At 55.0% G+C, this 14,912-nt stretch carries 17 protein-coding genes; 15 read left to right on the forward strand and 2 right to left on the reverse strand.

All coding sequences use genetic code 11. The features are described 5' to 3' along the window. Positions 1–57 precede the first annotated feature (57 nt). The 4 genes from AC6I9Z_RS10155 (at position 58) to AC6I9Z_RS10170 (ending at position 2,757) form a co-directional block, all read left to right on the forward strand. Positions 58–486, forward strand: a complete 429-nt coding sequence (locus AC6I9Z_RS10155) for a hypothetical protein (protein WP_461455738.1) — start codon at positions 58–60, stop codon at positions 484–486. Between the two features lie 101 nt (positions 487–587). Beyond that, positions 588–866: an HPr-rel-A system PqqD family peptide chaperone gene (locus AC6I9Z_RS10160; protein ID WP_461455739.1), complete on the forward strand. Its 279-nt coding sequence runs from the start codon at positions 588–590 to the stop codon at positions 864–866. A gap of 14 nt (positions 867–880) precedes the next feature. Then, on the forward strand, positions 881–1,741 hold the full coding sequence (locus AC6I9Z_RS10165; protein ID WP_461455740.1) for an HprK-related kinase A: 861 nt from the start codon (positions 881–883) through the stop codon (positions 1,739–1,741). Continuing rightward, the gene (locus AC6I9Z_RS10170) at positions 1,741–2,757 is read left to right on the forward strand and encodes a nucleotidyltransferase domain-containing protein (protein WP_461456892.1); all 1,017 of its coding nucleotides are present in this window, start codon (positions 1,741–1,743) and stop codon (positions 2,755–2,757) included. Before AC6I9Z_RS10165 ends, AC6I9Z_RS10170 begins: the two co-directional genes overlap by 1 nt. A 3-nt stretch (positions 2,758–2,760) precedes the next feature. Here AC6I9Z_RS10170 and AC6I9Z_RS10175 read toward each other — a convergent pair whose 3' ends face one another. Continuing rightward, positions 2,761–3,447 carry an HAD-IA family hydrolase gene (locus AC6I9Z_RS10175; protein ID WP_461455741.1) on the reverse strand — a complete coding sequence of 229 codons (687 nt, stop codon included), beginning with the start codon at positions 3,445–3,447 and terminating at the stop codon, positions 2,761–2,763. Positions 3,448–3,543: 96 nt separating this feature from the next. On the opposite strand from AC6I9Z_RS10175, the gene glmU reads away from it, so the two are divergent. From glmU to AC6I9Z_RS10210, 7 genes are read left to right on the forward strand one after another with little or no spacing between them, the layout of a single operon-like run. Then, positions 3,544–4,893 (forward strand): bifunctional UDP-N-acetylglucosamine diphosphorylase/glucosamine-1-phosphate N-acetyltransferase GlmU, encoded by a 1,350-nt coding sequence (gene glmU / locus AC6I9Z_RS10180; RefSeq protein WP_461455742.1) that lies wholly within the window; start codon positions 3,544–3,546, stop codon positions 4,891–4,893. 10 nt (positions 4,894–4,903) lie between these two features. Further along, positions 4,904–5,413 carry a GNAT family N-acetyltransferase gene (locus tag AC6I9Z_RS10185; protein WP_461455743.1) on the forward strand — a complete coding sequence of 170 codons (510 nt, stop codon included), beginning with the start codon at positions 4,904–4,906 and terminating at the stop codon, positions 5,411–5,413. Positions 5,414–5,449: 36 nt separating this feature from the next. Beyond that, positions 5,450–5,782 carry a CopG family transcriptional regulator gene (locus AC6I9Z_RS10190; protein WP_461455744.1) on the forward strand — a complete coding sequence of 111 codons (333 nt, stop codon included), beginning with the start codon at positions 5,450–5,452 and terminating at the stop codon, positions 5,780–5,782. Then, on the forward strand, positions 5,779–6,147 hold the full coding sequence (locus tag AC6I9Z_RS10195; RefSeq protein ID WP_461455745.1) for a type II toxin-antitoxin system VapC family toxin: 369 nt from the start codon (positions 5,779–5,781) through the stop codon (positions 6,145–6,147). Before AC6I9Z_RS10190 ends, AC6I9Z_RS10195 begins: the two co-directional genes overlap by 4 nt. 18 nt (positions 6,148–6,165) lie before the next feature. Beyond that, the gene (gene glmS, locus AC6I9Z_RS10200) at positions 6,166–7,989 is read left to right on the forward strand and encodes a glutamine--fructose-6-phosphate transaminase (isomerizing) (protein WP_461455746.1); all 1,824 of its coding nucleotides are present in this window, start codon (positions 6,166–6,168) and stop codon (positions 7,987–7,989) included. Positions 7,990–7,992: 3 nt separating this feature from the next. After that, the gene (locus tag AC6I9Z_RS10205) at positions 7,993–8,430 is read left to right on the forward strand and encodes an OsmC family protein (protein WP_461455747.1); all 438 of its coding nucleotides are present in this window, start codon (positions 7,993–7,995) and stop codon (positions 8,428–8,430) included. After that, positions 8,427–8,795, forward strand: coding sequence for a GFA family protein (locus AC6I9Z_RS10210; RefSeq protein WP_461455748.1), 369 nt, complete (start codon positions 8,427–8,429; stop codon positions 8,793–8,795). The genes AC6I9Z_RS10205 and AC6I9Z_RS10210 overlap by 4 nt, the downstream gene beginning before the upstream one ends. Positions 8,796–8,853: 58 nt before the next feature. Here the strand turns inward: AC6I9Z_RS10210 and katG are convergent, their stop codons facing one another. Further along, positions 8,854–11,052 (reverse strand): catalase/peroxidase HPI, encoded by a 2,199-nt coding sequence (gene katG, locus AC6I9Z_RS10215; RefSeq protein WP_461455749.1) that lies wholly within the window; start codon positions 11,050–11,052, stop codon positions 8,854–8,856. Positions 11,053–11,310: 258 nt separating this feature from the next. On the opposite strand from katG, the gene AC6I9Z_RS10220 reads away from it, so the two are divergent. The 4 genes from AC6I9Z_RS10220 to AC6I9Z_RS10235 all read left to right on the forward strand — a co-directional run bounded on the left by AC6I9Z_RS10220 (position 11,311) and on the right by AC6I9Z_RS10235 (position 14,892). After that, entirely contained in the window at positions 11,311–12,495 is a 1,185-nt protein-coding gene (locus tag AC6I9Z_RS10220) for an aspartate aminotransferase family protein (protein ID WP_461455750.1), read from the forward strand. After that, positions 12,492–13,418, forward strand: a complete 927-nt coding sequence (gene argF, locus AC6I9Z_RS10225) for an ornithine carbamoyltransferase (RefSeq protein ID WP_461455751.1) — start codon at positions 12,492–12,494, stop codon at positions 13,416–13,418. Before AC6I9Z_RS10220 ends, argF begins: the two co-directional genes overlap by 4 nt. After that, on the forward strand, positions 13,418–14,332 hold the full coding sequence (hslO, locus tag AC6I9Z_RS10230) for an Hsp33 family molecular chaperone HslO (RefSeq protein WP_461455752.1): 915 nt from the start codon (positions 13,418–13,420) through the stop codon (positions 14,330–14,332). Before argF ends, hslO begins: the two co-directional genes overlap by 1 nt. Positions 14,333–14,484: 152 nt before the next feature. Then, the gene (locus tag AC6I9Z_RS10235; RefSeq protein WP_461455753.1) at positions 14,485–14,892 is read left to right on the forward strand and encodes a hypothetical protein; all 408 of its coding nucleotides are present in this window, start codon (positions 14,485–14,487) and stop codon (positions 14,890–14,892) included. Positions 14,893–14,912 lie beyond the last annotated feature (20 nt).

Genomic DNA, 14,912 nt, shown 5'->3' on the forward strand with positions numbered 1-14,912 from the left:
CACTCGCATTTAATCGTTTTTCTCTTTAAGGGCTAAGTTCAGAGGAAAATATACTTGATGACCGATAATCCAACCCAGAATGGGGAAACTGCAGATTCCCAGGACGATTCTCAGAATGCTGCGATCGTCACTCGCCGCCGTGCGCTGATGATGGGGGCCGTGACGGCTTCGGCGGTTGTTAGTATCAAGCCGGCTTTAGCGCAGACCGCTGGTTCGGTGCTGAATTGTGAAATTCCGGTCCCGGGAAATCATGCCGCGGGTGGGTATATCGGTCCTGACGGAAAAATTGTATCACCAGATACGCCGGGTGCATTTCCGCCCGCAGGCCGGAATTTTACCGGTGAAGAAGTGAAGCGCGCGATGAATGGCCGGTCTCTACCAGGCACATCCTATGATCAATCCAAAGCCTATGTGAACTATATCCGGCGGCTCCAGTCCGGGCAAAGCGGCTTTACCTGCTACGCATCTCTGCAAATGCCGCGATAGCTTTGCACTGAATTTTGGCTTCAAAGCCAATGCTTATTAACATATTCATGCTAATGGCTTTTTCGTATGATTTGCCGTGATCAGGAATAGTGTAACCGCCAATGAGCCAGCTTTATCGCGCCGCCCCCTCCGAAGGGCTGATCCAGCATCCGCTGGACAGTATGACGCTGATTTTCCAGAAATCATCGGGTATCACTCATATGGTTGTAGACCCGGTACCCGCAATACTGGCGGTTATGAACAAGGATGCTCTGACGGCCGAGGATATCGCGGGCAGACTGTCTGATAGCTATGATCTGGAGGACAGCGGCGCCGCCGCTGATATTGTGCTGGCGAGGCTTGTCGAGCTGTGTTCGCTTGGCCTTGTGGAACAGGTTTAAAACCGGTGGTGCGCATGCATCAGCTCTATCTTACGGTTGGGCCAACGCGATTTCGGTTGGCGTCGACCTGGCGGCGGCCTCTCGATCAACTGGCAGCCCTCTACAAGGACTATCCAACGTCACAGGATGGCTACGCTGACTTCACCGTCCGGTTGGAGCCTAAAAAACCTTGGCGGCGCTATTTTCGGCCTTCTGTTCACATCTCCGGTGATTTTTGGCTTCCTGATGCTGCGCCGCTCCCGCTTGATCAAAGCCTATTGGCTGCGGAAATGGGTATGAATCTCCAAATGGCACTGGGTTGGCGGCGGCATCTTTTGCTGCACGCCAGCAGTGTCGAAAAGGATGGTAAGGCATTGCTAATGACCGGCTTGTCAGGTTCGGGAAAGTCGACGCTATCCGCCATGCTCGCGGAAAAAGGCTGGCGATTTATGGGCGATGAATTTGCCTTGCTCAATCCGGACACCGGCATGGCGCACAGCTTCCCTCGGTTGATCAGCCTCAAAAATGAGGCAATTGCGGCAATGCAAGCAATTGTGCCTGAAAATCGTTTTGGCCCCTTGATGAAGGGGACGCCGAAAGGAGACATCCGCCATATCGTCCCGCCGCTGGATGCGGTGGACAGAATGGTGGACGCCGCCAAGCCTGCATTGCTTCTGTTTCCGCGCTTTGGTCATGATCCTGCTCTACGCGACATGGGCAAGAGCGAGATATTTGTTCGGCTGACCCAGGCATCGACCAACTATGTGGCTCTTGGAGAGACAGGCTTTCGGGCATTGACTCAGTTTGTTGATACAGTTCCCACGAGAGCGATGGACTATCAGTCGGGCGATCAGGCTGAAGAGCTGATCGATAGCTTGTGGAGCAAGCTCCCATGATGCGCGATGCTCAACCTTTGGTCGATGCCTTGCGCGAACCAGAGACGGTTCTCTCACTTGATGGTGCTGGATGGACCAACCTGATCAGCATTGCCCGAGCAGAGTCGCTCATCGGCAGTCTTGCCCATCGGTTGGCCGAAATTGCTGTCCCGGAGCAAGTTGGGCCCATTCTGAAAGATGCGATTCAAGCTACTGACCTTGCAAGACAACAAGCGCTTTGGGAGGCAGATTGCGCGCGCCGGGCTCTTGCGCCGCTAAATGGCAAGGTCGTGCTGATGAAAGGCACCGCCTATGTCGCGGCGGATCTTGATGCGGGGGTTGGTCGAAGCATTGGTGATCTTGATATCATGGTCGCACAAGATTCGCTGCCCGCTGTTGAAGAGGCGTTGCTGGATGCGGGTTGGGAATGGGTAAAGCCGGACCCTTATGACGATCAATATTATCGCAAACATATGCATGAGCTACCGCCGTTGATCCACCGCGATCGCGACCGGATGATCGATGTGCATCACACGACTTTACCGCTGACCGCCAAACCGACGCCAAACCCTCAGGCCATGCTCGATGCGGCGATCCGGCTAGAATCGGGTTTTTATGTCATGGCGCCAGCGGACATGGTGCTACACAGTGTCGCTCATCTTTTTGCAGATGGTGATCTGGCAGGCGGCTTGCGCAATCTTTGGGACATCGACAGGCTTGTCCGGCAATTTGCTGAAGCTGATGAGGGATTCTGGACCGAATTGGGCGTGCGAGCGAGATTGCATCAGCTCGAGCCGCATCTGGCGCGGTCTTTGCGCCTAGCTGCCCGCCTTTATGATACGCCAGTCTATAAATATCGTGCGGGCCATAGGAAATTCGCTGATTATCTTTATATCCGGCGGTTACTCGCGCGTGACGGATGGGGGAGGGAAACCCGAAAGTTCACACGGCAAGCCTTCTATATCCGCTCTCATTGGCTCAGAATGCCGCCGTTGATGTTGGTCCGTCATTTGTGGACCAAGTGGCGCAAGGGCTGACCGTTAGCGACTCAATGTGACCAGGGTGGGAACCAATTCGTCATAATGATCGATAATCGCGTCTGCGCCGAGTTCTTCGACGGGCTGATGCAGAAAACCAAAGCTGACAGCGACATTTGCGATGCCTGCATTTTGAGCGGCTTTGATGTCGAAAATGCTGTCGCCGATAAAAGCTGCGGGCGTTCGGTCTACTGTCCCACCGCAGCGCCGGATCATCTCGTCAATCGGATCCCGTTTAGGTTTGCTGCGACCTTTCCCCATTGTATCGCCGCCAATGACCGTCTCAAAGCGATCAATCATTCCGACATTGGTGAGCAGCTTCACTGCGAGACTTTCGAATTTGTTCGTCACTACCGCCAGTTTAACGCCCTGTTCCTGCAACATATCCATCGCCCCGATCAATCCGGCAAAAGCTGGCGCATTATTTCCCAGATTGGCCTCGTAATGGTCAATCAGGACGGGCATCAGGCTTTTGACCAGATCCTTGTCGCTGCCACCGGACTGTTCCAGTGCCATTTCCAGCATGTGCCGCGCGCCCATGCCAACCAAAGACCGGATGGATCGTTCGTCCACTTGCGGCCGGTCAGCTCTGTCCAGCGCGTGGTTGAGAGAAGCGGCCAGTTCCATGCTGGTGTCGAGCAAGGTTCCATCCAGATCAAAGCCAATGATATCGAAAGAAATTTCTGTCATAGTCCCTGCATAGAACCGATCTTGCTGGCATAAGCAACCGCATCATGGCATGGGGCGCAAATTCAGCGTTGGAACAGGATATTCGGAGTTTTTGGCATGAGTGACCGTCCTTTAGCAGCCATTATATTAGCCGCCGGACAAGGCACGCGGATGAAATCGGAGACGCACAAGGTGTTGCATCCGATTGCCGGGAAGCCAATGCTCCATCATTTGCTCGATACGGTCGACTCTATCGGCATGGAGCGTATGGTTGTCGTGGTCGGTGCGCGGCGTGAGCAGATCGAGGCGAGCGTCGAGGGGCGCAATGTCGCCATCGCGGTGCAGGAAGATCAGCTCGGCACGGGCCATGCAGTGGCGCAGGCGCATGATGCGCTGAAAGGTTTCGCTGGCGATGTATTGATCCTCTACGGTGATGTGCCGATGGTCGGCGCTGACACCATGCAGGCCATGATTGCGCGGCTGAACGACGGCACCGACCCGCGTGCGGTCGTGCTTGGCTTTCGTCCCGATGATGCCGGCGCTTACGGCCGGATCATAGCCAGCGATCAGGGCGAGATCGAAAAAATGGTTGAATATAAGGACGCGGGTGAGGCCGAGCGCGCGGTCAACCTGTGCAACAGCGGGTTGATGGCGGCGCGGGCGACCGACCTGTTCATCCTGCTCGACCAGATCGGCAATGACAACGCGGCCGGCGAATATTATCTGCCGGATATCGTGATGCTGCCAGGGCAGGCCAGTGCGGTCATTGAGGTGGATGATCCAGCCGAGGTCGCGGGCGTAAACAGCCGCGCCGAACTGGCGGCCGTCGAGGGAGAATGGCAGCAGCGTCGGCGTGCGCAGGTGATGGCAGATGGAGTGAGTTTGATTGCGCCAGAAACTGTTTGGTTTTCGCATGATACAAAAGTTTTTTCAGATGTTGTAATAGAACCGAATGTCTTTTTTGGACCCGGCGTCACGGTAGCTAGCGGTGCGCGAATCTATGGCCATAGCCATATCGAGGGGGCGTCTATCGGAGCGAATACCAATGTCGGGCCGTTCGCAAGATTGCGACCGGGCGCGGTGCTCGAGGAAGGTTCTAAAGTCGGCAATTTTGTCGAGATGAAAAAGGCGGTGCTGGGCAAGGGCGCCAAGGCCAATCACCTGACCTATCTGGGTGACGCGGAAGTGGGCGAGGGGGCCAATATCGGCGCGGGCACGATCACCTGCAATTATGATGGCTATTTCAAGTATAAAACAAAGATCGGCAAGGGCGCATTTATCGGCAGCAACAGCGCATTGGTAGCGCCGGTGACAATTGGTGACGGTGCCATAGTCGGTGCTGGAGCGGCGCTGACTAAGGACGTGGAAGCCGGCGATCTGGCGCTGGTGCGGGCTGAACAAACCGCGAAAAAAGGTTGGGCGGACCGGTTTAACACGGTGAGTGCAAAGAAGAAGGCTGGGAAGTGACCATCAAACGGTGAGTATTCCCGAAATCGAAACGGAAAGACTGTTTCTTTGCGCCCCGGCGCAAGATGATTTTGACGTCTACCGCAGATTTTATGCCGATAAAGTTGGATCGGCGGCCTACGGAGGCCCGTTAAACGCGGAACAAGCCTGGCGGAAGTTGGCATATGATATCGGCCACTGGACGATCCGCGGCTTCGGAATGTGGTCCGCTTATCACAAGGAATCCGGAAATATGGTGGGCGGAGCCGGTCTGGTCTATCCGCAAGGATGGCCTTGTCCGGAATTGACCTGGTGGATCACGCCCGATTTCCGGCGGCAGGGCTTGGCAATGGAGCTTTCCAAGGCTGTTATCGGCTTTGGCTACGACCACCTCGAATGGGACGCGGTACGAACGTACATGAATGATGAGAATATTCCAGCTCGGCGGCTTGTAGAGAAGCTTGGCGGTGTCGTCGAGAAGCGGCGTTCTTTTCCGGACGGGCTGGACAGAAATATCTATATCTTGCCGCAATCCAGTTAAACTTGACATGATATCATGATATGATATCAATATATCATGACTCGCATACTTGCCGATCTATCCGAAGAAGATGTTCAGTGGCTCGACGCACAGGCGGCGGCGCAGGGGACGTCGCGGGCGCAGTTGCTGCGTGACGCGGTAGCGGCGTTTCGGGCGGATGCGTCGAAGCAGGGGATTGAGAAATATTTCGGTATGTGGCGTGAACGGCGGGAAGTGGGTGACCCGGTAGCATGGCAGCGGCGCGAGCGCGCGTCCTGGACACGGCCCTGGGACCCTGACTATTGGGATGTGCGCAAGGAATTTCCCGATCTTTTCGACGCTGATGATGACCGTGAAGCCGAACGCTATCGCAAGAAGGACGGCTCGTGAACGAAGCGGTATTCGATAGTAACATTCTGTTTGATGCGCTGAACGATGTTGGCCGCGCCAATGTCGAGCTGCAACGCTATGACCGCCGCTATATCAGTCGCTTGACCTGGGTTGAAGTGCTGACTCGCGCGCTGCCGGACGATGGCGATCGGGCGGAAGCCTTTCTGTCCTTTTTCAATATCATTGAGGTGAATGAAGAAATTGGTCGGCGGGCAGCCTTGCTGCGCAGTGACCGGCGGCGGTTGAAAGCCATGGATGCCGTCATTCTAGCCTCTGCCCAGCTTACCGGGCGCATCTTGATCACCCGAAATACACGTGACTTTCCGGCGGAAATGCCGGGCATTCGCGTCCCCTATACTCTTTAAGAAGAAAGCTTCAGAACTATGTGCGGAATTATCGGAATTGTTGGCAAGGATGCGGTCTCGGATCGTCTCGTTGATGGCCTGAAGCGGATGGAATATCGCGGTTATGACAGCGCCGGCGTCTGTACGGTTCATGAAGGCAAGCTGATCCGCCGTCGCGCCGAGGGCAAGCTGGTCAACCTCGTCGAAGCGCTGAAAAAGGAAGATGCTCCGGGAATGATCGGCATTGCCCATACCCGTTGGGCCACCCATGGCGCGCCTACGACGAGCAACGCCCATCCGCATGCGACCAGTGAAGTGGCTCTGGTTCACAATGGTATTATCGAGAATTTCAAGCCGCTGCGCGAGAAATTATCGGCGCGGGGTCGCAGCTTTGAAAGCGAAACTGATACTGAAGTTGTGGCGCATCTGGTCAGTGAGCAGGTCGAGGCTGGCAAATCTCCGCAAGAAGCTGTGCAGACGGTATTGCCGCAGCTGCGCGGTGCCTTTGCGCTGGCGATTGCGTTCAAGTCCAATCCGGATCTGTTGATCGGTGCGCGGCTCGGATCGCCTCTGGTGGTCGGTTATGGCGAAGGTGAGACCTATCTAGGGTCAGATGCGCTGGCATTGGCCCCGCTGACTCAGAAAATAGCCTATCTGGAAGAAGGCGATTGGGTTGTAATTAACGGTGACGGCGCCCAGATTTTCGACAGCACCAACAATCCCGTGGAGCGCGAGGTGACAACCTCTGGTGTGTCGGCGGCAACCATCGAGAAGGGGCAATATCGCCACTATATGCAGAAAGAAATTTTCGAGCAGCCAACGGTGGTGGCGCAAACCCTGCAAAGCTACATCCGGCCACTCGAGCAGCAAGTCGCGCTGCCGCAGATGGATTTTGATCTCAAGGATATCAGGCGGATCACCATCGTCGCTTGCGGCACGAGCTACTATGCCGGGATGGTAGCCAAATATTGGTTCGAAACCTTTGCACGGGTGCCGGTGGATTTGGATGTGGCATCGGAATTTCGTTATCGCGATCCGGTCCTGGAGCCGGGCGGGCTGGCGCTGTTTATCTCACAGTCTGGCGAGACCGCTGACACGCTAGCCGCGTTGCGCCACAGTAAGGAGCAAGGCCAAAAAATTGCAGTGGTGGTCAATGTCCCGACTAGTTCCATGGCACGCGAGGCAGATCTTTTGCTACCAACCCATGCTGGCCCGGAAATCGGCGTGGCTTCGACCAAGGCCTTTTCTTGCCAGTTGGCCGTATTGGCGGCGCTGGCCGCGCATCTTGCCGTGGTTAAAGGCAAGATGACCCGTGATGAAGAGCATGAAGTCGTCGAGCATCTGACCGAAGCACCAGCTGCACTAAATGCAGCGCTCGCTCATGACGAGGACATAGCCGATATGGCCCATTTGATCGCGCCGGCACGGGATGTGCTCTATCTGGGCCGCGGTCCAGATTACCCGTTGGCGCTGGAAGGAGCGCTGAAGCTCAAAGAAATAAGCTATATCCATGCCGAAGGTTACGCATCGGGCGAAATGAAGCACGGCCCCATTGCGCTGATTGATGAAGCGGTGCCGGTGATCGTGCTGGCGCCATCCGGCCCGTTATTCGAAAAAACGGTCAGCAACATGCAGGAAGTGATGGCGCGCGGTGGCAAGGTTGTGCTGATTTCCGATGCAGCCGGTTTGGCCGAAGCGGGCGAGGGGTGTATGGCGACTATCGAGATGCCAAAGGTTCATCCGCTTATCGCGCCTCTCGTTTATGCCGTGCCCGTACAGTTGCTTGCTTATCATGTGGCAGTGGCCAAGGGTACGGACGTCGATCAACCTCGCAATCTCGCGAAATCGGTAACTGTGGAGTAGAATATGGCCAATCCTTCCATCGTCTCAGTAGAGAGCGCCAGCGGGAAGTTTCAACAGACGGTTCGGGTAGGAAAACATGTTTTTCTTGCCGATGAACCCGAGTCATTTGGCGGAGACGATACAGGTCCGTCGCCTTATGATCTGTTGCTCGCTGCATTGGGGGCCTGCACCTCGATGACGATGAAAATGTATGCCGACCGCAAAGGCATCCCTTTGGAAGGTGTGCATATCGAACTGGAGCATAGCCGCGATCATGTTGCAGATTGCGCGACCTGCAACAATGATGACAATCGCATTGATGTGATTGATCGGTCCATAACATTGCACGGTGATCTGACCGAAGAGCAACGGCAAAAGCTGATGGAAATCGCGGGAAAATGTCCGGTGCACAGAACCCTGGAAAATCGCATCGACATTCACGAAATATTGGTTGGGGCATGATTGACGTCGCTGGCGGTTGCCATTGTGGCGCCGTGCGGTTCGCTGCGCAAGCCGAGGCACAGCCGGAAATGCTCGATTGCAATTGCTCGATTTGTGCGCGCACAGGCTTTCTGCATTTGTTCATCCCGCATGATCAGTTTGATCTTCTGCAAGGCGAGAGTGACCTGACAAGCTATAAATTTGGCAGTGGGGAAGCTGATCATCTGTTTTGTCGCCATTGCGGCATAAAAAGCTTCTATCAGCCGCGATCACATCCTGATTGCTGGAGCGTCAATTATAACTGTCTGGATGCGGGGCATGATTTGGAACCGAAGATCACCAAGTTTGACGGACAGAATTGGGCAGCGTCCAAAGCCAAGCTATAAAAAACGGCTCGCCAGTTTCCCAGCGAGCCGTCTTTAAGTCTGCAGCCGTAAGGCCTGTTTACGCGAGGTCGAAACGATCCGCGTTCATAACCTTGGTCCAGGCCGCGACGAAGTCTTGAACAAACTTCTCTTCATGGCCGCTTTCTGCATAAACTTCGGCTAGCGCGCGCAGCTGGGAGTTGGATCCGAAGACGAGGTCAGCGCGGGTTCCGGTCCAGCGTTGTTCACCGCTGCTCCGATCCTTGCCTACAAACTCTTCTTCACCACTGCCATCCACAGCTTCCCAAACGGTGTTCATGTCGAGCATGTTGACGAAAAAGTCGTTGGTCAATTGACCCGGACGATCCGTCAAGACGCCGTGGGTGCTGTTGCCGCTATTGGCACCAAGCGCCCGCAGGCCGCCAACCAGCACCGTCATTTCCGGCGCGCTGAGGTTGAGCAGGGACGCACGGTCCAGCATCAGTTCTTCGGTCGGAACGCTATGTTTGGCGCAAAGATAGTTGCGGAATGCATCGGCTTTAGGCTCAAGCGGCTCAAAGCTCTCGGCATCGGTCATCTCGTCCGTGGCATCGCCGCGTCCGCTTGCGAACGGCACATCGATATTGAAGCCAGCATCTTTCGCCGCTTTCTCCACCGCTGCCGTTCCACCCAGAACGATCAGGTCGGCAATACTGACATTGCTGTCGCCTTTGATCTCTTCCAGTTTGGAAATCACCTTGCCGAGTTCAGCCGGATCATTGGCTGCCCAGTCTTTTTGCGGAGCCAGACGAACGCGGGCGCCATTGGCACCGCCGCGATGATCTGAACCGCGATAGGTGGATGCCGAAGCCCAGGCTGCTTTAACCAGCTCGCTGATCGTCAGACCGCTGTCCAATATGGCCGATTTCAAGCTCGCAACATCGCCGTCGCTAATGCTCTGGCCAGCTGGAACGGGGTCCTGCCAGATCAGATCTTCCGCAGGGACTTCCGGACCGTGGTAGCGGGCTTTTGGACCCATGTCGCGGTGACACAGCTTGAACCAGGCACGAGAAAAGGCGTCGTCCAATGCCGCCTGATCATTGCGAAAGCGCTCGGAAATCTTGCGATAATCCGGATCGACTTTCAGCGCCATGTCGGCGGTGGTCATCATGGTTGGAACCTTTTTGGAAGGATCAGCGGCATGTGGAGCCATATCTTCTTCCTTCTGGTCGATCGGTTGCCATTGCTGGGCACCCGCCGGGCTCTTAACCAACTCATATTCATAGTCCAGCAGCAGGCGGAAATAATTGCCATTCCACTGGGTCGGCGTTGAAGACCAGCTGCCTTCCAGACCAGATGTGATGGCATCGCCGCCGACACCGGTTCCATGCGTGCTGAGCCAGCCAAAGCCCTGAGCCGTGATATCGCCGCCTTCTGGTTCAACACCAACAAGGCTGGCATCACCTGCGCCATGCGCCTTACCGAACGCGTGACCGCCGGCGGTCAATGCGACAGTCTCTTCGTCATTCATGGCCATACGGGCAAAGGTTTCACGCATATCGCGAGCGGACAGGGCAGGATCGGGATTTCCGCCCGGACCTTCTGGGTTCACATAGATCAGTCCCATTTGAATCGCTGCCAGTGGATTTTCAAGCAGCAGGTCCTGGTCGGGGTCAATGCGGGTTTGCACACCTTCATTGACCATCTTGTCTTCGTTGCCCCAGTAAATGTCGCGCTGTGGCTCGAACGTGTCGGCACGACCGCCGCCAAATCCAAAGACGGGACCGCCCATTGATTCGATGGCGACGTTGCCGGCTAGAATGAACAAATCAGCCCAGCTGATCTTCTCGCCATATTTCTGTTTGACCGGCCAGAGCAAGCGACGCGCTTTGTCCAGATTGCCGTTATCGGGCCAGGAGTTAAGCGGCGCAAAACGTTGCTGACCTTCGCCTGCACCGCCCCGACCGTCGGCGGTCCGATAAGTACCAGCGGCATGCCATGCCATACGAATGAAGAAGGGACCATAATGACCATAATCTGCTGGCCACCAAGACTGGCTGTCAGTCATCAATGCGGTCAAATCATTCTTCAAGCCTTGATAGTCAATCGACTTGAATGCTTCCGCGTAATTGAAGTCCTTACCCATAGGGTCGGGGGACGTGCCACCTTGGGTCAGGATATCGACGGGTATCTGATTTGGCCACCAGTCACGATTTTGTCGGCCGAGTAGCTCACGCACCCCGCCATCAAAGCCCATGGGGCAACCTTCGATCTTGGCTCCGGGTGTTTTCATATCCATTTAAGTCTCTCCTTTTGGTTTGTGGGGTCATGCATAACTGCAACTGATAGCTGTTATAATACAGAATCGTCAGCCAGCTAAATCAATTAAAACATTCTGTTTGATTGCCTGAATCGATTAAACGGAAGTCGTTTGAATAGCTGCCCAGTCATTCTGCAATGATTGACCGTTATCGAGTTCATGCATATAAGCAGCGATGCTTGAAAGAGGCGGCCAATCGGGTCGCCTTTTCTGTTTTATCATAAAAGGATTCTAGCCATGACTATTACACCGCTTATGCCCGTTTATCCTCGGTGTGGTTTTCGTCCTGTCCGAGGTGAAGGCGCTTGGCTGATTTCCGAAGATGGCAGCCGTGCACTTGATTTTGCCACCGGTATTGCTGTGAATCTTTTGGGCCACGGTCATCCCCATCTGACAAAGGCGATACAGGAGCAAGCTGCGACACTGATGCACGTGTCAAACCTCTATGGGAGCCCGCAAGGCGAAAAGCTTGCCCAGCGGCTGGTCGATACAACCTTCGCGGACACGGTGTTCTTCACCAATAGCGGTGCGGAAGCGGTGGAATGCGCGATCAAAACGGCGCGAGTCTTTCACCAGTCCCAGGGCAGCGACCGGTTTGAGATTATCACCTTCAAAAATGCTTTTCACGGGCGGACGATGGCGACCATCTCGGCATCCAATCAAGAGAAGATGCATCATGGTTTTTCTCCCCTTCTTGCTGGCTTCAAATATGTCGACTTTGATGATCTGGCAGGAGCCGAAGCGGCAATAGGTCCGAAGACCGCTGCTTTCCTGGTCGAGCCGATCCAGGGTGAGGGCGGCATTCGCCCGGCATCCGAGGCCTTCATGAAAGGCCTGCGCGCCTTGGCGGACGAGCACGGCATATTGTTGATCCTCGATGAAGTGCAGTGCGGTGTTGCCCGGACTGGAGCCCTGTATGCCCATGAGCTTTACGATATTGAGCCTGACATCATGGCCAGCGCCAAGGGTATCGGCGGCGGTTTTCCGTTCGGAGCCTGTCTGGCAACCGAAGAGGCCGCTCGCGGCATGGTTCCCGGCACCCATGGCTCGACCTACGGCGGCAACCCGCTGGCAATGGCGGCCGGCAATGCGGTCTGGGATGTGGTTGCGAATGACCAATTTCTCGCGCATGTGCGGGACGTTGGCGGAAAGCTGCGTGCGGCGATCGAGCAGTTTATCGGGAACTATCCGGCTCTGTTCAAGGGCGTACGGGGACATGGTTTGATGCTTGGTATTACCATGACACAGGAGTCCCGTCCTTTTGTGGCCCATTTACGCGATAATCATGGCTTGCTGACAGTTGCAGCCGGCGACAATACATTGCGGATATTGCCGCCACTCAACATTGATGAAACCCACATCGCGACGTTCATTGAAAAACTCTCCGCCGGCGCGGCTGATTATCAGGCTGCGGACTCATGACCCAGCATTTTCTGAACCTGTCCGATGCCGGCGGTGACGCTATTGCGGCGATGCTCGGCGATGCGCTGGATCGCAAGAACGCACGTAAAAGCTGGCCCAAGGGCCAGACGGACGCAGATGCGCCGCTTGCCGACCATGTCCTGGCCATGATTTTTGAGAAGAGCAGTACCAGGACCCGTGTATCTTTTGATATTGCGATCCGCCAATTGGGCGGCACGAGTATTGTCATGGATAGCGGCTCGATGCAGTTGGGACGCGGTGAGACGGTTGCCGATACCGCCAAGGTTCTGTCGCGCATGTGCGATGCCATAATGATCCGGACGGACGATCATGCGAAGATCGAAGAACTGGCGGACAATGCCAGTGTGCCGGTGATAAATGGCCTGACTGATCTGTCTCATCCCTGTCAGATAGTCGCTGATCTGCTCACTCTGATCGAACACGGGAAGGCTTTGCCCGGGCTTGAAGTGGCGTGGTTGGGCGACGGCAATAATGTTCTCAACAGCATCGTCGAAGCCGCGGGCTTGATGAAATTTAACGTGCGCATAGGCTGTCCGGAAGGTTATGATCCCGATCAAGACTTTATCACCGCGGCGCAGGCTGCTGGAGCGACGGTTACAATCTACCGCGACGCCTTGGAAGCCGTGGCCGGAGCTGACGTCATTGTTGCTGATACCTGGGTGTCGATGGGGCAAGCGCATGCCGATGCAAAAATGGATGCGATGATGCCGTTTCAGGTCAATGATGTGATTATGGAGAAGGCCAAGGCCGATGCGGTGTTTTTGCACTGCCTTCCTGCCCACCGCGGTGAAGAGGTGATGCCTTCGGTCATTGATGGTCCCCAGTCCCTGGTTTGGGATGAGGCGGAGAATCGTATCCACGCCCAAAAATCGGTCTTGCGCTGGGCCTTTGGACAAATCTGATGGTTGAAGATCCAAATTTGTCGACGTTGATCGACAAGAACCTGTCATTCTCTATCCCCGCAAAACATTGTCGTGGGAGGGCCGTTAGGTTGGGGCCTGTGCTAGAGGATATTTTGTCCGCGCACAATTATCCGCTCCAGATACGATCCTTGCTGGCAGAAGCCATGTGTTTGACGGCGTTGCTGGGGGCTCTTCTGAAAGAGGAAGAAGCGCAATTGACGTTGCAGGCCCAGACCGAAAGCGGCGTAATCAGCCTGTTGGCCTGTGATTATAAAGATGGCGATGTACGGGGTTATATTCAGTTCGATGCCGAGCGCCTTGTCAGTCAGCCCCTGGAACCCAGCTTGATGGCATTATTTGGCAAAGGTTATTTGGCGATAACCTTTGATCACCCTGAACCAAGGGGCCGCTCGCAGGGGATTGTCCCGTTGGAAGGAGCCAGTCTTGCCGAAGCTGTACAGAACTACTTCATGCAGTCTGAACAGATTCCCACTGTGATTCGCGTTGCGCTCGACGTCGAGGATGATCGTACGGTGGTTGGTGGGTTGCTGGTGCAGCATCTGCCGGATGGCGAGGAAGGCAAGGAGCGCTTGCATGTCCGGATGAACCACCCCGAGTGGGAGCATGTCGCCATTATGGGCAGCAGCGTGCAGCCTGAAGAGCTGGTTAATCCTGTATTGCCGCTGGAAGATTTGCTCTGGCGCCTGTTTAGCGAGAGCGACGAAGTGAGAGTTTTGAGCGGTAAACCGCTCGTTAAGGGATGCCGTTGTAGTGAAGAGCATATCAGGGATGTGATTGCGCGATTCCCTAAAGAAGATAAGGAGGATATGGTCGACGCGGATGGGAAAATCTCCATTGATTGCGCATTTTGCAATAGGAAATTCACGATTTCGAGCGCGAGCTTAAATAACTGATATTTCGAAGCAAACAGGCAATTTTTCTCGCTTTTGGCGAAACCATACAATCAATTGCCGTAATTGGGCACAATATTGGCCATAATCATCGAGTAGTGACACCTTTGGACGGGTTTACCGTTTGTTGGTGGTAGTAAAGAAGGAACCAGGCAATGAAGGGCGTAACACTGATAAAGGCTATCAGCGCATCAGTCGCTGCATTTATGGCGTTTTCCGTTTCTGCACCGGCGCAGGCCCCTGAACTTGCACTGCTGAACAGTTTGCAGAAAGGGGAGTGGACACTGAAAGCTCGAGGTTCCGACAATGGCGGCCAGAAAGTCTGTCTCGGAGATCCTGGAATTTTACTGCAAATCAAGCATAGTGGAGTGGCTTGTTCACGATATGTGATTCAGGATACGCCCAATAGCATTCGGGTCAGCTACAAATGCGGCAGCTCCGATCACGGTGTCACCACGATTAAACGCGAATCTAGCGGACTGGTGCAAATCCAGTCGCAAGGCATCGAGGGCAACGCGCCTTTTTCTTTTAGTGTGGAAGGCCGTAGAACCGGCACTTGCTAACTCGCGTTGGGCCTGCACGG

Source organism: Parasphingorhabdus sp. (assembly GCF_059726685.1).

Excerpts from the sequence above, each read along its gene's own strand:
- glmS (WP_461455746.1), top strand. The coding sequence starts at position 6,166 with ATGTGCGGAATTATCGGAATTGTTGGCAAGGATGCGGTCTCGGATCGT.
- AC6I9Z_RS10165 (WP_461455740.1), top strand. The coding sequence starts at position 881 with ATGCATCAGCTCTATCTTACGGTTGGGCCAACGCGATTTCGGTTGGCG.
- AC6I9Z_RS10220 (WP_461455750.1), top strand. The coding sequence starts at position 11,311 with ATGACTATTACACCGCTTATGCCCGTTTATCCTCGGTGTGGTTTTCGT.
- glmU (WP_461455742.1), top strand. The coding sequence starts at position 3,544 with ATGAGTGACCGTCCTTTAGCAGCCATTATATTAGCCGCCGGACAAGGC.
- AC6I9Z_RS10235 (WP_461455753.1), top strand. The coding sequence starts at position 14,485 with ATGAAGGGCGTAACACTGATAAAGGCTATCAGCGCATCAGTCGCTGCA.
- AC6I9Z_RS10210 (WP_461455748.1), top strand. The coding sequence starts at position 8,427 with ATGATTGACGTCGCTGGCGGTTGCCATTGTGGCGCCGTGCGGTTCGCT.
- AC6I9Z_RS10170 (WP_461456892.1), top strand. The coding sequence starts at position 1,741 with ATGCGCGATGCTCAACCTTTGGTCGATGCCTTGCGCGAACCAGAGACG.
- AC6I9Z_RS10175 (WP_461455741.1), bottom strand. The coding sequence starts at position 3,447 with ATGACAGAAATTTCTTTCGATATCATTGGCTTTGATCTGGATGGAACC.
- AC6I9Z_RS10155 (WP_461455738.1), top strand. The coding sequence starts at position 58 with ATGACCGATAATCCAACCCAGAATGGGGAAACTGCAGATTCCCAGGAC.
- AC6I9Z_RS10190 (WP_461455744.1), top strand. The coding sequence starts at position 5,450 with ATGACTCGCATACTTGCCGATCTATCCGAAGAAGATGTTCAGTGGCTC.
- AC6I9Z_RS10205 (WP_461455747.1), top strand. The coding sequence starts at position 7,993 with ATGGCCAATCCTTCCATCGTCTCAGTAGAGAGCGCCAGCGGGAAGTTT.
- katG (WP_461455749.1), bottom strand. The coding sequence starts at position 11,052 with ATGGATATGAAAACACCCGGAGCCAAGATCGAAGGTTGCCCCATGGGC.
- hslO (WP_461455752.1), top strand. The coding sequence starts at position 13,418 with ATGGTTGAAGATCCAAATTTGTCGACGTTGATCGACAAGAACCTGTCA.
- AC6I9Z_RS10160 (WP_461455739.1), top strand. The coding sequence starts at position 588 with ATGAGCCAGCTTTATCGCGCCGCCCCCTCCGAAGGGCTGATCCAGCAT.
- argF (WP_461455751.1), top strand. The coding sequence starts at position 12,492 with ATGACCCAGCATTTTCTGAACCTGTCCGATGCCGGCGGTGACGCTATT.